A 15,487-nucleotide genomic window follows, 5' to 3' on the forward strand; every position below is an offset into this window, starting at 1 on the left:
TTCCTCCCGTATGATTATCGCCCAAAGGGCGGTCTCATATGACTAGATTTTGAGAAAATGGTCTACATGCTTCTGGTACTTCCCGTACCAGATTTTCCATTCTGCTTCACGAGATTCCAAGGTACTGCCATCCAGTAATGCCTCAATGACGTTCAGACAGACATGCCACCCCGCTAGATCCTTAGGTGTATGGCTTGTGATGTGATGAATGGTTTCGATCAGTAGCAGACGACACCCATTCGGCTCTGGATACAGCTCAAATCGAACCCGGTCTTCTGCCCAAGTATATTCGAGAACAGAGCCAGGGATAAGCTCGATAATGTTGAGTTCCATAAAGGTGCCATCCGGCATATTAAACTTGATGCTTCCACCTTCCCGAAGATCCGTTACTTCGAGTTCGGAGAACCATTTTGCAAGCTTTTCGTTTTCCGTCAAAAAGGACCATACATCCTCCGCAGCGTGCTTCCAATGACGTTCAAAACAAGCCAGGGTGCCATTCGGTACTCGCTTCAAATTTGCAATCATAATAGTACCTCCTCCATAAGGAATTAATCGATGACTTGCCGCTCTGCATGTGGAATTAATCGATATTATGCAAAGCCTTAAGCGCTTCCTCTTTGTTTTTCAAAAAGAAAACATGCTTGCCATGGTTGCACTCATAGATGAAGTCTCTGAGACTTTTGCTGTTGTATCCTTCAAAATCTCCGACTATGGCAAGTTTAACCTGGTAATTCACATATTTCTGCAAAATATCACCTGCAAGTTTGGTCTTCAGTTCGAAGAAATCTTCGGTGAGGTTGGATTTATCAATCAAGATTTTATGTGCGTCATCTGTATAGTTCACTGAGGCCATCAGATCGAGAGCGTCTTGAACATTGTTAATAACGATGTCATTGCTTTCGACGATAGCGACCTTGGAGCGGCCCTGTTGATCAATGATTATATTCATTTTAATCCACCTTTCTCCTATTAAATTATTGGATTAATATTCGGTCATCCATAAATTGAGTGATATGAAGTACGGCATGCCGGATATACTTGCTATCTTCATAAAGCTTGCTTAACATAACGCCTCCCTCAATAATGGCGATGATGTTGCTGCTCACTTCCTCTAGTGCAATATCTGTTCTGAATTCCTTTTGCTCCGTACCCTGAATAAGGACCTGTGTCAGCTCATTCAGCAGATTGGTCATGGCATGCTGTGCCCTTTCTTTCAGCAAAGGGTGTGCATCATCACTTTCAACCGCAGTATTTAGTAGGGGGCATCCCCCTTCCAGCGTATTGTTTTCCATCATATCAATATAAACACCGCATATGGCGAGTAGTTTGTCTTTGGAACTTGTGACGCCTTCAAGAGCCTGTGAGTGGAATTGCAGCATCTGTGATACCGAGTAATCAAAAGCAGCCAGTGCTATCTCATCTTTACTTTCAAAATGATTATAAATCCCGCCCTTGCGAACGCCGCAACGTTCTATAATTTCAGACAGGGAGGCACCGGTATATCCCTTCGTGTTGAAAAGTGCTGCCGACTCACGAATAATATGTTCTTTGGTGATTTGGCCTTTGCGCACAATGCTCCCTCCTTTTCCATTCATACCGATTGGTCTTAAAATATCATACGCCTATGGCCTAATACAAGCATGTATTCATACGTATGCTGTACATGAAAACTGAAATTCAAGGATATTGCATGAGGAGCGTAGTTTATGTTATTTTAAAACAGACCGGTCGGTATTATTAAACAAATACACGTTCCATCTAAGGAGAATATTCGCCATGACGCTAACCATTCAGCATATCCGCCATGCTACCTCCCTGATCACCATACAAGGAAAAACGATTCTACTCGATCCAATGTTAAGTGATACGGGAGAACTTCCGCCTATCCCCTTTACACGTCACGTTCGTAGAAACCCAACCGTCCCATTATCTGTGCCACTAGAAACTTTCAAACACATTGATGCGATACTCGTTACACATTTACATGTTGACCACTTTGACAAAACGGCAAAGAAAATACTCAACAAAAAGATGCCTGTACTTTGTCAGCCGGAAGATCAACAACGCATTTTATCGTGGGGGTTCGAGAATGTATTCCCTATCGAGCAGTTCAAACACTGGGAGGGGATAGATTTTACAAGAATTCGTGGTCAGCACGCAAAAGGAAACATCTCCAAACTGCTTGGCCCCGTATCCGGGTTTATCCTGAATACACCTGACGACGGATCGTTGTATATTGTGGGTGATTGTGTCCTTACAGATCAGATTAAGCAAGTATTTGAGCAGCACAAACCCCGGATATGCATCGTCAATGCACCAAATGCTCAATTGTTATTTGGTTCCGTCATTACAATGATACCCGAGGATATCGGTACAATCCTGAAGACTTCACCCTCCACCAAAGTTGTCGCTGTACATATGGATGCCATCCGACATTGTACTTCATCAAGAAAGGATCTATTACAGTACATAGAACAGCAGCAGTTATTAGATTCAGTCGTGATTCCTGAGGACGGGGAATACATTTACTTTTGAAATATAAAGACTGCCACAAAATAACACCCTATATTCATCACCCACGATCTGGATAGAAAGCATCGTCTGCACCATCTTCCTTAACAAGATTAGCTTTCGGAATCGATACGACAAACGCGGAGCCCCTATCGCCTTGCGGCGCTGATTTCACGCTAATTCGGCCTTCCAGAGACTGAACGATATCACGTACATGGGACAGGCCAATTCCGGTTGCTGCAATGCCCACTTCATTGAATTTGGTTGTATAACCCGGTTCGAAGATCACTTCTCGCTTCGCCTCGGGTACACCTTTTCCAGAATCGATAACCACAAATTGCACATCCGCTCCCTCTTCCAATACTCGAATCCGAATTGTTCCGTCGTTCTCAATGGCTTCCACGGCATTGGCGATCAGATTATTCATTACAGTTAAGAGAGGAATATAGTAAGGGGAGTCGCAATCATATTGCTGGTCGATATGAATCTCAATCTTTTTGTTCAGCATTTCACTATATTTCCGATTTCCTTTGGTTGCAAAGTTCAGTACCTCGGAAAGGCTCATATTCACTGATTTTTCGCTATCGTACAATTTCAACAGACCTGCAAGGATACGTTGGGAGTCCTTTTTGACCTCATGAATCTGTTGAGCAATGCCGAGCGTTCGCTGGCTATAATGGTTCAATTCCTGCTCTCTGAGATCACGATAAAGGTCGTAGCTGTCTACGGCAATGCCTTCAATTGTATTCATGGCTTTTTTCAGATAAAAGACTTCACCGTACAGACCAGAGTTAACGCTCAGCATCTGCTCCATCCGCTTCTCCTGTTCAGCATGTAGCAATCGCATCTGCCTCACCGCAAAGCTGTTATACAGCCCGATGATAAAGTAGCTTCGCAAACCACCGAGCACCAGCAGATAAAGCCATTCTTTCATATAAAAGATATTTGTCCCACTCAACACACCACGAATGAATAGCTCCACGAGATTAGAGGAAAAATCAATGCACGTAATCAATCCACCCAGCACAAGAGGCGGTATCTCATGGAATCTGTTCTTGAGTTTGCTGAGGCCATAGGTGAACACGACATAATACATTCCTGCACCGAGATTATCCTGCATGCTTTCGATGACCGAGATCGAATTCACATGATTCAGTAAATCAGCCGATTGAAAAATGAAATTCGCAATCCCCGCCAAAATCCCTGTCTTTACATAAGGCAGATGCGGCATAAGCATCAGCAAAAATAAAAGTATACTTACACCCAGACCAATCCGGAAGTAATCCTCCCGAAAAGGATTTATTTTAAAAAGCGCCCCCACAGCAGTCGCAAAAGCAACTGCAGTCATTTGCACATTTTCATTACGAACCCAATTGCGCATCATATTCCACCCACCATACATCCGATTAAGTAAAAATACTAACATATGAAGAATCCTTTAGAAATCCTGTGGCTGAAAATAGTTACACATTTTGATTTTGCAAAATTTAATTGTATACTATTAATTACACATCCATTAAGCTCAACCAGATGAACAAAGAGAGGATGATTTCACATGTCGGAAACCAATCAACTGTTCGGACAAGCCCTAGTCAAATCACTAGTCGGAGAACGCGGACATATTCGTATTGCACGCGCTCTACCGGACATTAGCGTAGAACTAGCTAGTCGCAAACACGAACATATGCCATACAGTATCTATCAATTGGTGAAACATATGCATTACTGGCAACAATTTATGTTGGAGCATTTGGAAGGAAGAAAGCCGCAGCTTCCAGCGAATGTGATGGAGAGTTGGCCAGAAGATACGGGTCCTCAGGATGAAGCAGCGTGGGAGGCAGATATTCAGGCCTTCCTGGACGGGGTAGATCGAGCAGTAACGATTGCCGAAACGGTGCAGTTGGATGATTCTCTGCCGTATTTCCCAGGCGAAACCAAAGCCGGACTTTTGCGCAACATCGCATCTCATAACTCGTACCATCTGGGCGAGATTGTGCTGCTGCGTCGCTTCTACGGGGCATGGCCACCACCAGGAGGCGGTTTCCCAGCGTAACCCTATTTACATCCGATCAATTGGACGAATTTACAGACACATACATCTAAGCTGTGAAAGGACGATTGTTCCTTTTACAGCTTCTTGTGGTTATAGGCAAGTGACATCCATTGAAGTGCAGATTATAACGCTCATATCCTGCTCCAGGCTCATATATTACTTCAAAGTACGTATATGACTTTGAGGTGCGTACTTCTCATCCTTCTTTTTCTGACCCACAATATGAACAGAAGAAGAGAGGAGCATGTCCATTGAAAACCGAACAATTGGTTACCCGTTACACCGCGCTTGTCATTGGTGCTGGAGGTGTCATTGGAAGAAACCTCATCGATTATCTGATGACACTTCCGCAATGGGATATCATTGGTGTATCTCGCCGCGGAGGAGAAGATGCCACCAAGTTACGTTATATATCAGCTGATTTACTGAACGAAGCAGACACACAAGACAAACTGAGTCATTTAACGACCGTTACGCATATTTTCTACGCCGCGTATCAGGATCGCCCGACCTGGGCCGAATTGGTCCAGCCCAATCTCGACATGCTCGTCAATGTCGTGAATACCATTGAACCGATCGCCCCCAATCTCCAACATATCAGTCTAATGCAAGGTTATAAGGTGTACGGTGCACATCTGGGCCCATTTAAAACACCTGCCAGGGAAACGGATGCATATCATATGCCCCCTGAATTCAATATCGACCAGCAGCAGTTTCTCGAGGAACGGCAATCTGGAAGCAGTTGGACCTGGTCTGCTCTGCGTCCATCCGTTGTATGTGGATTTGCTCTGGGTAATCCAATGAACCTCGCCATGGTTATTGGGGTGTATGCGTCAATCTCCAAGGAGCTTGGCTTGCCACTTCGTTTTCCCGGAAAACCCGGAGCTTACCACTCCCTACTTGAAATGACCGATGCATCACTGCTCGCTCGTGCGACTGTCTGGGCGGCAACCGATCCACGCTGTGCTAATCAGGCGTTTAATATCACCAACGGCGATCTGTTTCGCTGGAATGAACTTTGGCCCAAAATTGCTGCATTTTTCGAACTGGAAACGGCGCCACCCCTGCCTCTCTCGCTTGCAACCGTTATGGCAGATAAAGAGGTGCTTTGGAATTCCATGATTGAAAAGTATGGTATGGTAAACACCCCTTATGATGATGTCTCTTCCTGGGTATTTGGTGACTTTGTCTTCTCGTGGGATTATGACTTCTTCGCAGATGGTTCCAAAGCTCGCCGCTTCGGATTTCATGATTTTATTGACACTGAGGCTATGTTTATGGATATTTTCAGAAATCTACGTGAGCGCAAGATCCTTCCGTAAAGTAAATAAAATGCATAATAAGCCGATTCGTGAATTCCAGAATCGGCTTATATAAGTTCCTCAACGGTCCGTAGTAGTTGGCGGCTTAAACAGAATTTTTCCTCGATCACCATAAACATTCTCCACGTGTATATCGCCCCACCTACACATCAGATGAAGAATCTCTTTAAGACTCCACCCATACTCTGTTAATTCATACTCCACTTTAGGCGGGACCTGGTGATGGGAAATACGGACAATGACCCCCGCCTCCGTTAGTTCACCAAGTTGCTGAGTCAACACTTTCTGGGTGATTGCAGGGATCAGCTTCATCAGCTCACCATTACGTTTCTTGCCAAAGGTAAGATGGAATAGAATAACGGGCTTCCACTTTCCCCCGATCACTTCAAGAAAAGCTTCAACTGCGGTGTTATATACTTTGAGCGGTTCCTCCATATCACCCTCTGTCTCCCTTCCAGGCTATTCTTCAATCATCCCGATTCATCTTCTCAAAAATATTAACTAATTGTGCTCGATCCTCTTGGGTCAGTTTCTGGAATAAATTTTTACGCAGCTTCTGCCCCTCCAATATTGCTCTTTCGAGGACTTCGATCCCTTTATCGGTAATGTTCAAATATATAATGCGGCGGTCAGCTTCATCTATAATCCTGACGGCTAATTTCTTGGCAACCAACTTATCAGCTAAATAACTGAGTGTAGGTGGGGTAAGGCCCAATAGTTTAGCAATATCTGAAGGTCGGCTTTTTCCATTTTGATTGAGATGACTGAGTACCAGCACATGAGAGACGCCGAGGTCCTCATTAAACGATTTGTTCCACTGTATAATCAATTTATTGGTGAAATTGTCCATGTTGTGTATGAGCTCAAAAATGTTCTGTTCTTCCATGTGATCCTCCTCGCAAAAATAAAACAACAGCCCTCATTTTACTTAAGGGCTGTCATCATTTTACACGCTATTGGGCTGAGTATCCACCATCGATAACCAGCTCAGATCCTGTAATGTACGAAGAATCATCCGATGCCAGGAACAATGCAGCGTTGGCAATATCGATAGCCTGCCCCAGACGTTGCAAAGGCGTTGCCTGAACGAGTCGATCAAGCAATTCCTTCGACGTGTTCAAGGCTTGAGTCATTGGTGTTTCGATGATCCCAGGGAAGAGAGCATTCACCCGAACACCTTGACGACCAAAGGTTGTCGCCGCTGCTTTGGATAAGGCGCGCACTGCCCCTTTGGATGCCGAATAGTGGTTAAAGCCTTGTCCAATCAATGCGGTGTATGAAGAGATATTGACGATGGAACCTTTCTTTTGTGCTGCCATATAAGGAGCTACATGTTTCATGCCAGCAAATGGGCCAAAGCCATTAATGGAGAGCATTTTCTGCCAATCCTGCGCATTGATTTCCTCAAACGGCTTCTCTGAAGAAATACCTGCATTGTTGACCAGAATATCAATTTTACCAAAACGTTCGTTAACTACTTTCGCTAATATCTCCCAATCTTCATCCGAGGAAACATTCAACTTCATTCCATACACATTCTCTTTTTGGCTTGCTTTCTCCAGTGCTTCCTCATTAATGTCTGCAGCAATAACGATGGCGCCTTCCTTTGCAAAGAGATCCACCATGCCTTCACCAATTCCTGATGCTCCACCAGTAATAATAGCTACTTTATTGTCTAATCTTCCCATATGAAACGCTCCTAACGTAATTTATTTATACGACGCTGCTTTAGTTGCTAGGCGTATTGTGTGATTTCATAAACTGTTCAAAATCCGGAACGGTTGGGTTGGCAATATAATGGCCGCCCTCAACCTGGATGGTCTGACCGGTAATGAATTTGGACTCATCTGAGGCCAGGAATACGACGGTGTATCCAATATCATCGGGTTCCCCGTGATAAGGCAGTGCGTTATATTTTGCGAACATATCCAATACATCTGGAGGCATGTTATTCTGGGCTGCCGGGGTCAAGATCAATCCAGGTGCGACAGCATTGCAACGAATGTTATGCTTGCCATATTGGGTGGCAATATACCTTGTTAGATTCACTACTCCTGCTTTTGAGGCACCGTAAGCAACCCGAACCGCATCGCCTGTAAAGCCAGCCATGGAGGCCGTATTAATGATGGAACCCTCACCCGCTTCAATCATATGAGGGATGGCGAATCTACAGCCGAGCAACACGCTTTTCAGATTCACGTTCATCAGCCGATCCCACTCGTCCAGATCCACGTTAACCACGTCCAAATCCTTCTTCAGGTTGGTCAGGCCAACGTTGTTGAACAGACTCGTGAGTTTACCATATTGTTGCACCGTAAATTCCACAGCTTCCTTAATAGAAAATTCGTCTCCCGCATCAACAAAAACGGCTACTGCATCTCCGCCTTCAGCTTGAATGTTCGCTGCCGCTTCTTTTGCCCCATTGACATTGAAATCAGCAATAACGACTTTCGCTCCTTCTCTCGCCATCAATTGGGCTGCGGACAATCCTATTCCAGAAGCACCTCCAGTTACAAGGGCTACTTTGTCTTTCATTCTCAACATGGTTCTCAAGCTCCTTTCATAAAGAAACCGAAAATAAATAGCAGCTCTATTATTCAGTTATTTAGATGACTAAATATTAGATGTCTAAATAATAGCAGAGGAATGGTCTTTCTGCAACGCATACGGCCCTGTATCCTTATTTTGGATGCCTTTAGCGAAACAAGCGAAGTGTTATATAAATACAGCCCTCATGGATTTGAGGGCTGTATAGCATCAAGTCTCTTAATCAATAAATTGATCCAAGTTTTCTGAAAATTTTGATAATGTCACTTTTCATTCTCCATCCCAGAGTAAGGGTAAGGCTTGCCCACCGTATCATCTGGTGTCTGAACGTACCACTGAGCATATGTCGCGTTACCAGAATCGGCAGGCCGTCAAGCAAAGAATCAGAGCTAGAATATTCACTACGTGCAATATTCCTGAACAATGTTTGATGCCAGACATATAGTCACCGGCTTTATTTAATATATATGAACGTATGCAGATAAACCTCCCTCAGCACCCCGACTAAATTAATTCAACAATTCAACACAGTCATACACCCACCCAGCACTTAACCAATTGCCCAAGTCGCTGGATCCGCTGATTGGCGTAATGGTTATCGTGTTGGACCCATTAACGAAATAGGATGCCGGGATATTCCAGGAAAAGGTTGTATTGTTGCCCCGATAGGTCCCAATCGTAAAGCTCCGCGAATTCGGTTGGGATGAGGCTGCTGGATTGGTTAACGTATGACCGTTAATCGTTACGCTCGGTCTTCCATTGTTGTATGCTGCCGTAATACCGATGTTAAGAACATGCGAAGATGCCGCTTGGGAAGAGTTCAAGCTAAAGGTAACGGTTGTCGGTGAGTTTTGGCCGCGGAATTGAATCGCTGGAAACTTGTTGGTTGCACTGCCAGTCGCATAACTGACGGGGCCCCAACTTGGATTACGGCTATCGGAAGGATGACGGATTGGAATCGTCTGGCCGTTTAGAAACTCTGACGGTGTACCATCCCAATTCCCAATGCGCCAGATGCTGGATGCTTTACTTGGGTCATTGTTGATCGTACGCGTATTCAGCGTTGTCGTTGATCCTCCAGTGATGTTCACACTTTCCGTATAGACGGCCAGTTCCCCCTTATACACCGTCATGGTGTATGTACCTGGAATCATGCTGTATTTGGCAGCTGCCCCGCTCGAAGAGGCATTCACCCAATATTGGGCGTTGCTATTGGCAAAACCAACTGTATACGCATAACCCGTATCCATGCCAGAGAGCCCATTAAGCACGACATTACCTCGGCTGGATACCCAACCTGTCAGGTTCAGACCCGACATCCAGCTAAAATCAGGTACGCTTGGCGTTGCACCGGTGGTGAAAATCAAGGCATACGGCCCATGCAGACCCATGCGCCAATTTTCAGTCTGGGCATGTCCTGAATTCATGTAATTGTAGACCTCCGTATCTCCACCGCTCTGGAACTGAATATCACGGAAGAACGGACCTCCCGAACTTTTCTCTCGGTCGCCATAGGCCATGAACACACCCACACCGCTACCCGTAACGCCTCGAATGGTCAGATCCTTAGCTTGATCATTGCCGTAATACTTCGATGTACTCTGTCCGTTAGCGTAACCAAAAACGTCCTGGCTCTCAATCCCGCCGGTGTTATTCCGATTATTCGAATTGGCCGGAACTCCTGTTAATACGCTGCCGTTGCCCCTGAAAATATAGCGTAATTCACCCACAGACGGTTCTGCTGTGACATACGTGGCCATATAGATAATGTTCTCACCGCCCCGTGACGCATAATAGTGGGTAAGCGTGCTGGTTGATACGGTGATCAATACAGTTGATCCCGAAGGAGATGTGTTCCAGGTTACATTGGCTGAGCCCAAACCAGAGCCGATATGGGACGCCTTGCTGGAGCCGTTCAGCTCCGTTCCGTTCATTTTGGCAGATATGATATCTCCATTGGTTTTATTCACCGTGTATACCAGCCCTGCTCCTGTGTTCACTTCAATCCTCGACCCGTTATCCGTAACATAGATGGTGGCCGCGTGTCCGGTGGATGTTGGATATAATACCGCTGCTGCCATCATCACCAGTAATAGAAACGAACTGAATGCCTTCTTCATTAAACGTCTGCTCACGAGCTAATCCCTCCCTGGAATAGTTTTTTTAACGTTTTCGTAATGAGCCAAAATCAGATTTAAATATCGTATATGTGATAGCTGAATTAAAAGTAAAGCGCTTACATTATAATGTATGACAAACGAGCCTATGTCTCATCTCGGTATTCTTGCTGCATGCGGCATATCAACCGGGTCAACTTTCTTCCATATCAGTCTCTTATACCACCACCTCCTATATAGAAATAATATAGATCCAAATTACTGGTAATATCATTAAAATAATACCATTATATTACATGCCATGGCAATGAAAATAGCTATCAGCCTGCCGTAATCTCTCTCTGTTTTTTTGTATCTTATCCAGATAAAAAATAGCGACCGCTCTCCGTAACCCTACCGGAAATCAATCGCCTCGCCTCTACTTCCCGTTATCCAAAATATTTGTTCATTGTCCCTATCGTGATCTTAGAACTTAGAAGCGGCCTATCGCTACGAACACGGCTAACGCCAGGAACACGATATTCACGCCAATTTGCTTATACTCCTTACGGGCAATGTGGAATATGGCTCCTAACAGTACAACGACAGCAAGACCAATGGCCGCCAGTGGCGTCAATCCAGGGGCGATATCTGTTGCTTGAGGAACAATAAGTCCAATGACCCCAACTAGTTCCAAGATCCCGATAAAAAATACTAACCCTCTCGAAACTTCGCTTGCCCAAGGCCACGATTTCTTTGCCTGTTCATACTGGAACGCCTTCATCCATCCCGAGAAAATAAATCCTAAACCCAATATACCTTGAACAATCCATAACGCCATATTCATAACTCGTAAGCCCCTCTTCTTGTATATGATCAACACCTAGGCATATAATATTTTATGGGGTAACTATTTGGAAGTAGGCACTTAAACTAAACATAGTATACAAAAAGAAACCTTAGATAAATAAAGGAGTTGAGGGCATCATATGAGTACTTACTGCAAGTTTGAAACGGCGTTGGACATTCTTGTTGGAAAATGGAAACCGGTGATCTTACTTCGGCTTTTCGCCAATGGCACCATGAGATTTAGCGAGCTTCAGAGGGCCATCCCTGACATTACCAAGAAAATGCTCACCCAACAATTAAGGGAATTGGAGTACCACGACATCGTCCATCGTGAGGTCTATCAGCAGATTCCTCCCAAAGTAGAGTACTCCATCACGGAGTACGGTCAACGAATGACCCCTTTATTACAGGCCATGAATGATTGGGGCGAGGGTCACATCGATCATTTGAACGAGCTTTATGGGGAAGATCTGACGACTGAGCTACCTGAACGCAGCTAAACAATACACCGGTGATCTCACCATTAACATTACGTTCTTCTTCTACAGCATGAATGAGAGGTTTTAACTGAAAAAGCTGCACCCTTTGTTACGGATGCAGCCTCTTCAATATTTTATATCACAGGAAGCTATCACCTTCTTACAGTGAACCCTCAAGGTTTGCAGGTTGATTTCCCTCATTCACCAAACCTTGAATAAAGGTCTCAACATTGGGCGCAAGCCAAGTGATCTTGTAGCCTTCTGCTTTATTCACATGGACAACCTCGGGCTCGCCGGCATTGCCGGATTCACGATAATCCAGCATCACGACCTCTGAATTGGAAGAACACTCACATAGAATGACACCAATCTCAGGATAACCCCCTTTTTCTATGATCGCTCGACTGCCCGCTTCTCCACACAGTGAATGTGCCTTTTCCCGTCCAACACCCAGGATATTGGAAATTTCAACTTGAATCTTCCCATCACTCTCCGCCTGACTAACCGGAAAATAACGATAGTGGGGCACACCACCATTATGTAGTTTCATCATGTTCACATAGAATGTCGGCAGCTTGAACACCAATTGATCCTCCACTGCTTCAATTTGCTCATCGGTAGGAGGGGACAACACATATTGATCGACGTTTGCTGGACTGTCATTCCAGAAGCTCGTCGATTCGGGGTGGATACCAGGTGCAGCTTCGATGGTGGTTTCAGTGATTGAATGGACTGTATCCACAGGCACCTCTACCGCTTCTTCTGTGAGCTCGTCTGCTGTTTTATTCCGAATCCATTCCAGGAACTCCTGTGTATCCTCATCTCCCGGCTCTAATCGGTCCGCTGCTTCGAAAGCTTCACGCGCGTTCTCATATTGCTCCAAATAATAATACGCCAGACCAATGCGGTAATGCCAAAGCGGGTCATTTTGTCCCTCTTCTTCAACCGACAGGAATTGCTCCACCGCCTCCTGGTAACGCTCCATATTATTCAACGCTCTACCCAGATGGTTGACCAGAATATAATTCCGATCCTCTTCCGGAACCTCTGTAATCGCATCTATAATCTCTTCATACTCATCCTGTTCATGCCAAGCCTCTAGCCGTTCCAAGAGTTCATCATTCATTGACCTTGCCTCCCTGTCTTATTCGTTGTAGAAATTATATCAATAAATTATGAATAAAAAAAACGCAGCTTCATCGAGCTGCGAACAATAATCATCGTGAAGTGATCGAATGATAGATATCGATAATTTACGCCTACCTTGCTGTAACCTATTTGGTATTCATAACAAGCGAATATTTATTGAAAATCCAAGACTCCCTCATATCATTCATAGCTTCTTTGCTAACCCGAACAGAAGTCTTTTGCTCGTGTAAACCTTCTGGTGCAGGTACGGAAAACCGCAGCAATTTGGCTATTTTTTTTATTTCATTTGCTACTTCATGATATAACCCATACGTTAACGGCCGATGCTCCCGAATATCCTCGTATATATAATATTTCCCAATCTCATCTTCCAAATCCATTTGGACCCCTTTAGGAAACGATAGCACGATAGACGGCAATTCATCCTCCGCCCATTGTCCAAGATACGGGAAGCTGACACCCTCGTTTTTCAAGAAAAATCCAGACTTCCCCTGATCCAGCTTACTCAAGAGCGAATATACGAAATGAGGGGGAATCTCCTCTCTGTTCTCTTCCTTCGTAGCAGTAAAAGATTGATAAAATCGGCTATACGTTTCATATACCTGATCATAATCATACTTGGTCTGCGCATGATTGGGTCTGATAAATTGAACCTGTTTCTGCTCGAAAAGGGCTAGCAGGCTTTTGAGCTCTTCAGGCGTAATGAAAAATTTCAGTTTATAAAATCCACTGTTCTTTAATCGTTCCATTCTCTCACCACCAATTGTAAAATGGAGTCTCCTATTTCACCACTATTAGTTGAAGAGAGCCTTATGTGCGAATTCTCCATTTTGTAGATATGCCGTTCCTCTTATTTGCTGTCCACATATTTTGAAGAGAGATAGTTTTGAACATAACGGATAAGGGGAGCGGTCCACATGGGAGTCATGCCAAAAAGCTCTATCAAAAAGCAGGGAGTTTCTATTATTGCCTGCACGAAACGCCAAAGCTATATAAGAAACCTATTTAAGAACTACAGCCGACAGATCCACGCCAAGAAAGAACTTATCATTATTATCAACAACAATAACATCCCCCTCAAGCCTTATCTCAGTCTAGCGAAAAAGTTCCCAAACGTACACGTATATCGTCTTCCGGAACGTATCTCCCTAGGTGCCTGTCTTAATTACGCGATCAAGAAAACGAAATACAACTATATTGCCAAGTTTGATGATGATGATTACTACGCTCCCTATTATTTGACGGAAAGTTTGCTGACCTTTCAAAGAACCAAAGCCGATGTCATTGGCAAGCGGTCTCATTATATGTATTTACGTGGGTCAAAGACGTTTATTCTTCGTTTTCCACAAGATGAACATCGACCTGTGACTCTAATCCCTGGCGCAACGCTAGTTTTTAAACGCAAGGTGATAAACAAAGTGCCTTTCCCAAATCAAAGCGTCGGTGAGGATGATCTTTTTTGCATTAGAAGCAAACGAAAAGGATACCGCGTTTATTCTGCTGGAAAAAATAACTTTGTCGCGATCCGCAGGAGAAACTCATCCAACCATACATGGATCATTAGCGATAAAGAACTGATCTCTCAGAGCCGAAAAATACCTTCTGTTACGAATTACAAGAAATATGTGCAGAAAAAGCCAAAGGGCTTATTATAATGGTGAACCCAGACCGTTCTCTTGATTTGAATGGAGTTTCTATCATTGTTTGTACCAAACGGCGACAATGCATGGGCAACCTTTTTCGTAACTACAGCAGACAGAATTACAAGATCAAAGAGCTTATCATCATATTAAATAATAATAATCTGCGTGTAAACGAATATATCCAGGCGGCAAAACAATATATAAATGTAAGGGTAGTTTCTCTGCCGGAACAAGTATCGCTTGGACATTGCCTAAATTATGGAGCTTCATTATCTAATTTCAATCTCATCGCTAAGTTTGATGACGATGATTATTATGCTCCTCTCTATTTAACAGATAGCGTGCATACCCTGGGAAAGACCAGAGCAGATATTGTAGGGAAACGAGCCCACTACATGTACTTGAGCAGCAAAAAACTCCTTCTGCTACGTTACCCTACCAAGGCGAATCAATATGTTCCCCTGATTCAAGGAGCGACCCTGCTCGTAAAACGACATGTAATAAGCGAGGTTGGCTTTCCCGACCAAAATCGAGGGGAATGCGTGACGTTTTGTTCGGACAGCCTGGCAAAGGGCTATAAAATTTATTCAGGAGGTTCATCCCATTTCCTTGCGATTCGCAGGAGGAACTCCAAAGATCATACGTGGATCGTAAGCGATAAAGAGCTTTTAACAAGAAATGTTAAAGTGCTGAAAGTGAGAAACCCAAGAAAATTTATATGCCAACCCGATAACTTTATTTAGCAATTACAGATCGATGATTCTGTTAACGGCAGGTTGAATATCAAAAAAAGAGCAGCATTTCGCTGCTCTTCTCTTTTCTCGATCCCGGTATTCAT

Annotated in this window: 18 protein-coding genes; 6 read left to right on the plus strand and 12 right to left on the minus strand. The window is 44.1% G+C overall.

The features are described from left to right. Nucleotides 1-42: 42 nt before the first annotated feature. The 3 genes from HP548_RS13730 to HP548_RS13740 are packed head-to-tail and all read right to left on the minus strand — an operon-like array spanning nucleotide 43 to nucleotide 1,571. Nucleotides 43-525, minus strand: a complete 483-nt coding sequence (locus tag HP548_RS13730; protein ID WP_175381988.1) for an SRPBCC family protein — start codon at nucleotides 523-525, stop codon at nucleotides 43-45. A 55-nt stretch (nucleotides 526-580) separates the two neighbouring features. Continuing rightward, nucleotides 581-949 (minus strand): DUF4180 domain-containing protein, encoded by a 369-nt coding sequence (locus HP548_RS13735; RefSeq protein ID WP_175381989.1) that lies wholly within the window; start codon nucleotides 947-949, stop codon nucleotides 581-583. Nucleotides 950-974: 25 nt separating this feature from the next. Then, entirely contained in the window at nucleotides 975-1,571 is a 597-nt protein-coding gene (locus HP548_RS13740) for a TetR/AcrR family transcriptional regulator (RefSeq protein ID WP_076287251.1), read from the minus strand. 205 nt (nucleotides 1,572-1,776) lie between these two features. On the opposite strand from HP548_RS13740, the gene HP548_RS13745 reads away from it, so the two are divergent. After that, nucleotides 1,777-2,535: an MBL fold metallo-hydrolase gene (locus tag HP548_RS13745; RefSeq protein WP_175381990.1), complete on the plus strand. Its 759-nt coding sequence runs from the start codon at nucleotides 1,777-1,779 to the stop codon at nucleotides 2,533-2,535. Between the two features lie 37 nt (nucleotides 2,536-2,572). Here the strand turns inward: HP548_RS13745 and HP548_RS13750 are convergent, their stop codons facing one another. After that, complete coding sequence (locus HP548_RS13750) at nucleotides 2,573-3,895, minus strand: ATP-binding protein (RefSeq protein WP_246318055.1); 1,323 nt, start codon at nucleotides 3,893-3,895, stop codon at nucleotides 2,573-2,575. A gap of 171 nt (nucleotides 3,896-4,066) precedes the next feature. On the opposite strand from HP548_RS13750, the gene HP548_RS13755 reads away from it, so the two are divergent. Further along, nucleotides 4,067-4,564, plus strand: a complete 498-nt coding sequence (locus HP548_RS13755; protein ID WP_079697042.1) for a DinB family protein — start codon at nucleotides 4,067-4,069, stop codon at nucleotides 4,562-4,564. Between the two features lie 251 nt (nucleotides 4,565-4,815). Next, on the plus strand, nucleotides 4,816-5,886 hold the full coding sequence (locus HP548_RS13760; protein WP_175381991.1) for an SDR family oxidoreductase: 1,071 nt from the start codon (nucleotides 4,816-4,818) through the stop codon (nucleotides 5,884-5,886). A 60-nt stretch (nucleotides 5,887-5,946) separates the two neighbouring features. Here HP548_RS13760 and HP548_RS13765 read toward each other — a convergent pair whose 3' ends face one another. The 6 genes from HP548_RS13765 to HP548_RS13790 form a co-directional block, all read right to left on the minus strand. Next, entirely contained in the window at nucleotides 5,947-6,321 is a 375-nt protein-coding gene (locus HP548_RS13765; RefSeq protein WP_063565814.1) for a winged helix-turn-helix transcriptional regulator, read from the minus strand. A 31-nt stretch (nucleotides 6,322-6,352) separates the two neighbouring features. After that, the gene (locus HP548_RS13770; protein WP_175381992.1) at nucleotides 6,353-6,772 is read right to left on the minus strand and encodes a MarR family winged helix-turn-helix transcriptional regulator; all 420 of its coding nucleotides are present in this window, start codon (nucleotides 6,770-6,772) and stop codon (nucleotides 6,353-6,355) included. 67 nt (nucleotides 6,773-6,839) lie between these two features. Continuing rightward, nucleotides 6,840-7,574, minus strand: a complete 735-nt coding sequence (locus HP548_RS13775) for an SDR family NAD(P)-dependent oxidoreductase (protein ID WP_076287245.1) — start codon at nucleotides 7,572-7,574, stop codon at nucleotides 6,840-6,842. A 40-nt stretch (nucleotides 7,575-7,614) separates the two neighbouring features. Next, nucleotides 7,615-8,430 (minus strand): SDR family NAD(P)-dependent oxidoreductase, encoded by an 816-nt coding sequence (locus HP548_RS13780; RefSeq protein WP_175381993.1) that lies wholly within the window; start codon nucleotides 8,428-8,430, stop codon nucleotides 7,615-7,617. Nucleotides 8,431-8,942: 512 nt separating this feature from the next. Beyond that, entirely contained in the window at nucleotides 8,943-10,568 is a 1,626-nt protein-coding gene (locus tag HP548_RS13785; protein WP_175381994.1) for a rhamnogalacturonan lyase B N-terminal domain-containing protein, read from the minus strand. 454 nt (nucleotides 10,569-11,022) lie between these two features. Further along, entirely contained in the window at nucleotides 11,023-11,376 is a 354-nt protein-coding gene (locus HP548_RS13790; RefSeq protein WP_175381995.1) for a DoxX family protein, read from the minus strand. A 142-nt stretch (nucleotides 11,377-11,518) separates the two neighbouring features. Here HP548_RS13790 and HP548_RS13795 point away from each other — a divergent pair, with 142 nt between their 5' ends. After that, nucleotides 11,519-11,878, plus strand: a complete 360-nt coding sequence (locus tag HP548_RS13795; protein WP_076287241.1) for a winged helix-turn-helix transcriptional regulator — start codon at nucleotides 11,519-11,521, stop codon at nucleotides 11,876-11,878. Between the two features lie 139 nt (nucleotides 11,879-12,017). Here the strand turns inward: HP548_RS13795 and HP548_RS13800 are convergent, their stop codons facing one another. Both HP548_RS13800 and HP548_RS13805 read right to left on the minus strand, forming a co-directional pair. Then, nucleotides 12,018-12,983: an SMI1/KNR4 family protein gene (locus HP548_RS13800; protein ID WP_175381996.1), complete on the minus strand. Its 966-nt coding sequence runs from the start codon at nucleotides 12,981-12,983 to the stop codon at nucleotides 12,018-12,020. A gap of 148 nt (nucleotides 12,984-13,131) precedes the next feature. Beyond that, the gene (locus HP548_RS13805; protein WP_175381997.1) at nucleotides 13,132-13,755 is read right to left on the minus strand and encodes a hypothetical protein; all 624 of its coding nucleotides are present in this window, start codon (nucleotides 13,753-13,755) and stop codon (nucleotides 13,132-13,134) included. A gap of 168 nt (nucleotides 13,756-13,923) precedes the next feature. On the opposite strand from HP548_RS13805, the gene HP548_RS13810 reads away from it, so the two are divergent. Further along, complete coding sequence (locus HP548_RS13810; protein WP_175381998.1) at nucleotides 13,924-14,661, plus strand: glycosyltransferase family 2 protein; 738 nt, start codon at nucleotides 13,924-13,926, stop codon at nucleotides 14,659-14,661. Beyond that, nucleotides 14,661-15,392: a glycosyltransferase family 2 protein gene (locus HP548_RS13815; protein WP_175381999.1), complete on the plus strand. Its 732-nt coding sequence runs from the start codon at nucleotides 14,661-14,663 to the stop codon at nucleotides 15,390-15,392. Before HP548_RS13810 ends, HP548_RS13815 begins: the two co-directional genes overlap by 1 nt. Nucleotides 15,393-15,487 lie beyond the last annotated feature (95 nt).

Origin of the sequence: Paenibacillus taichungensis, from assembly GCF_013359905.1 — a bacterium.
GTDB classification, from domain to species: domain Bacteria; phylum Bacillota; class Bacilli; order Paenibacillales; family Paenibacillaceae; genus Paenibacillus; species Paenibacillus taichungensis.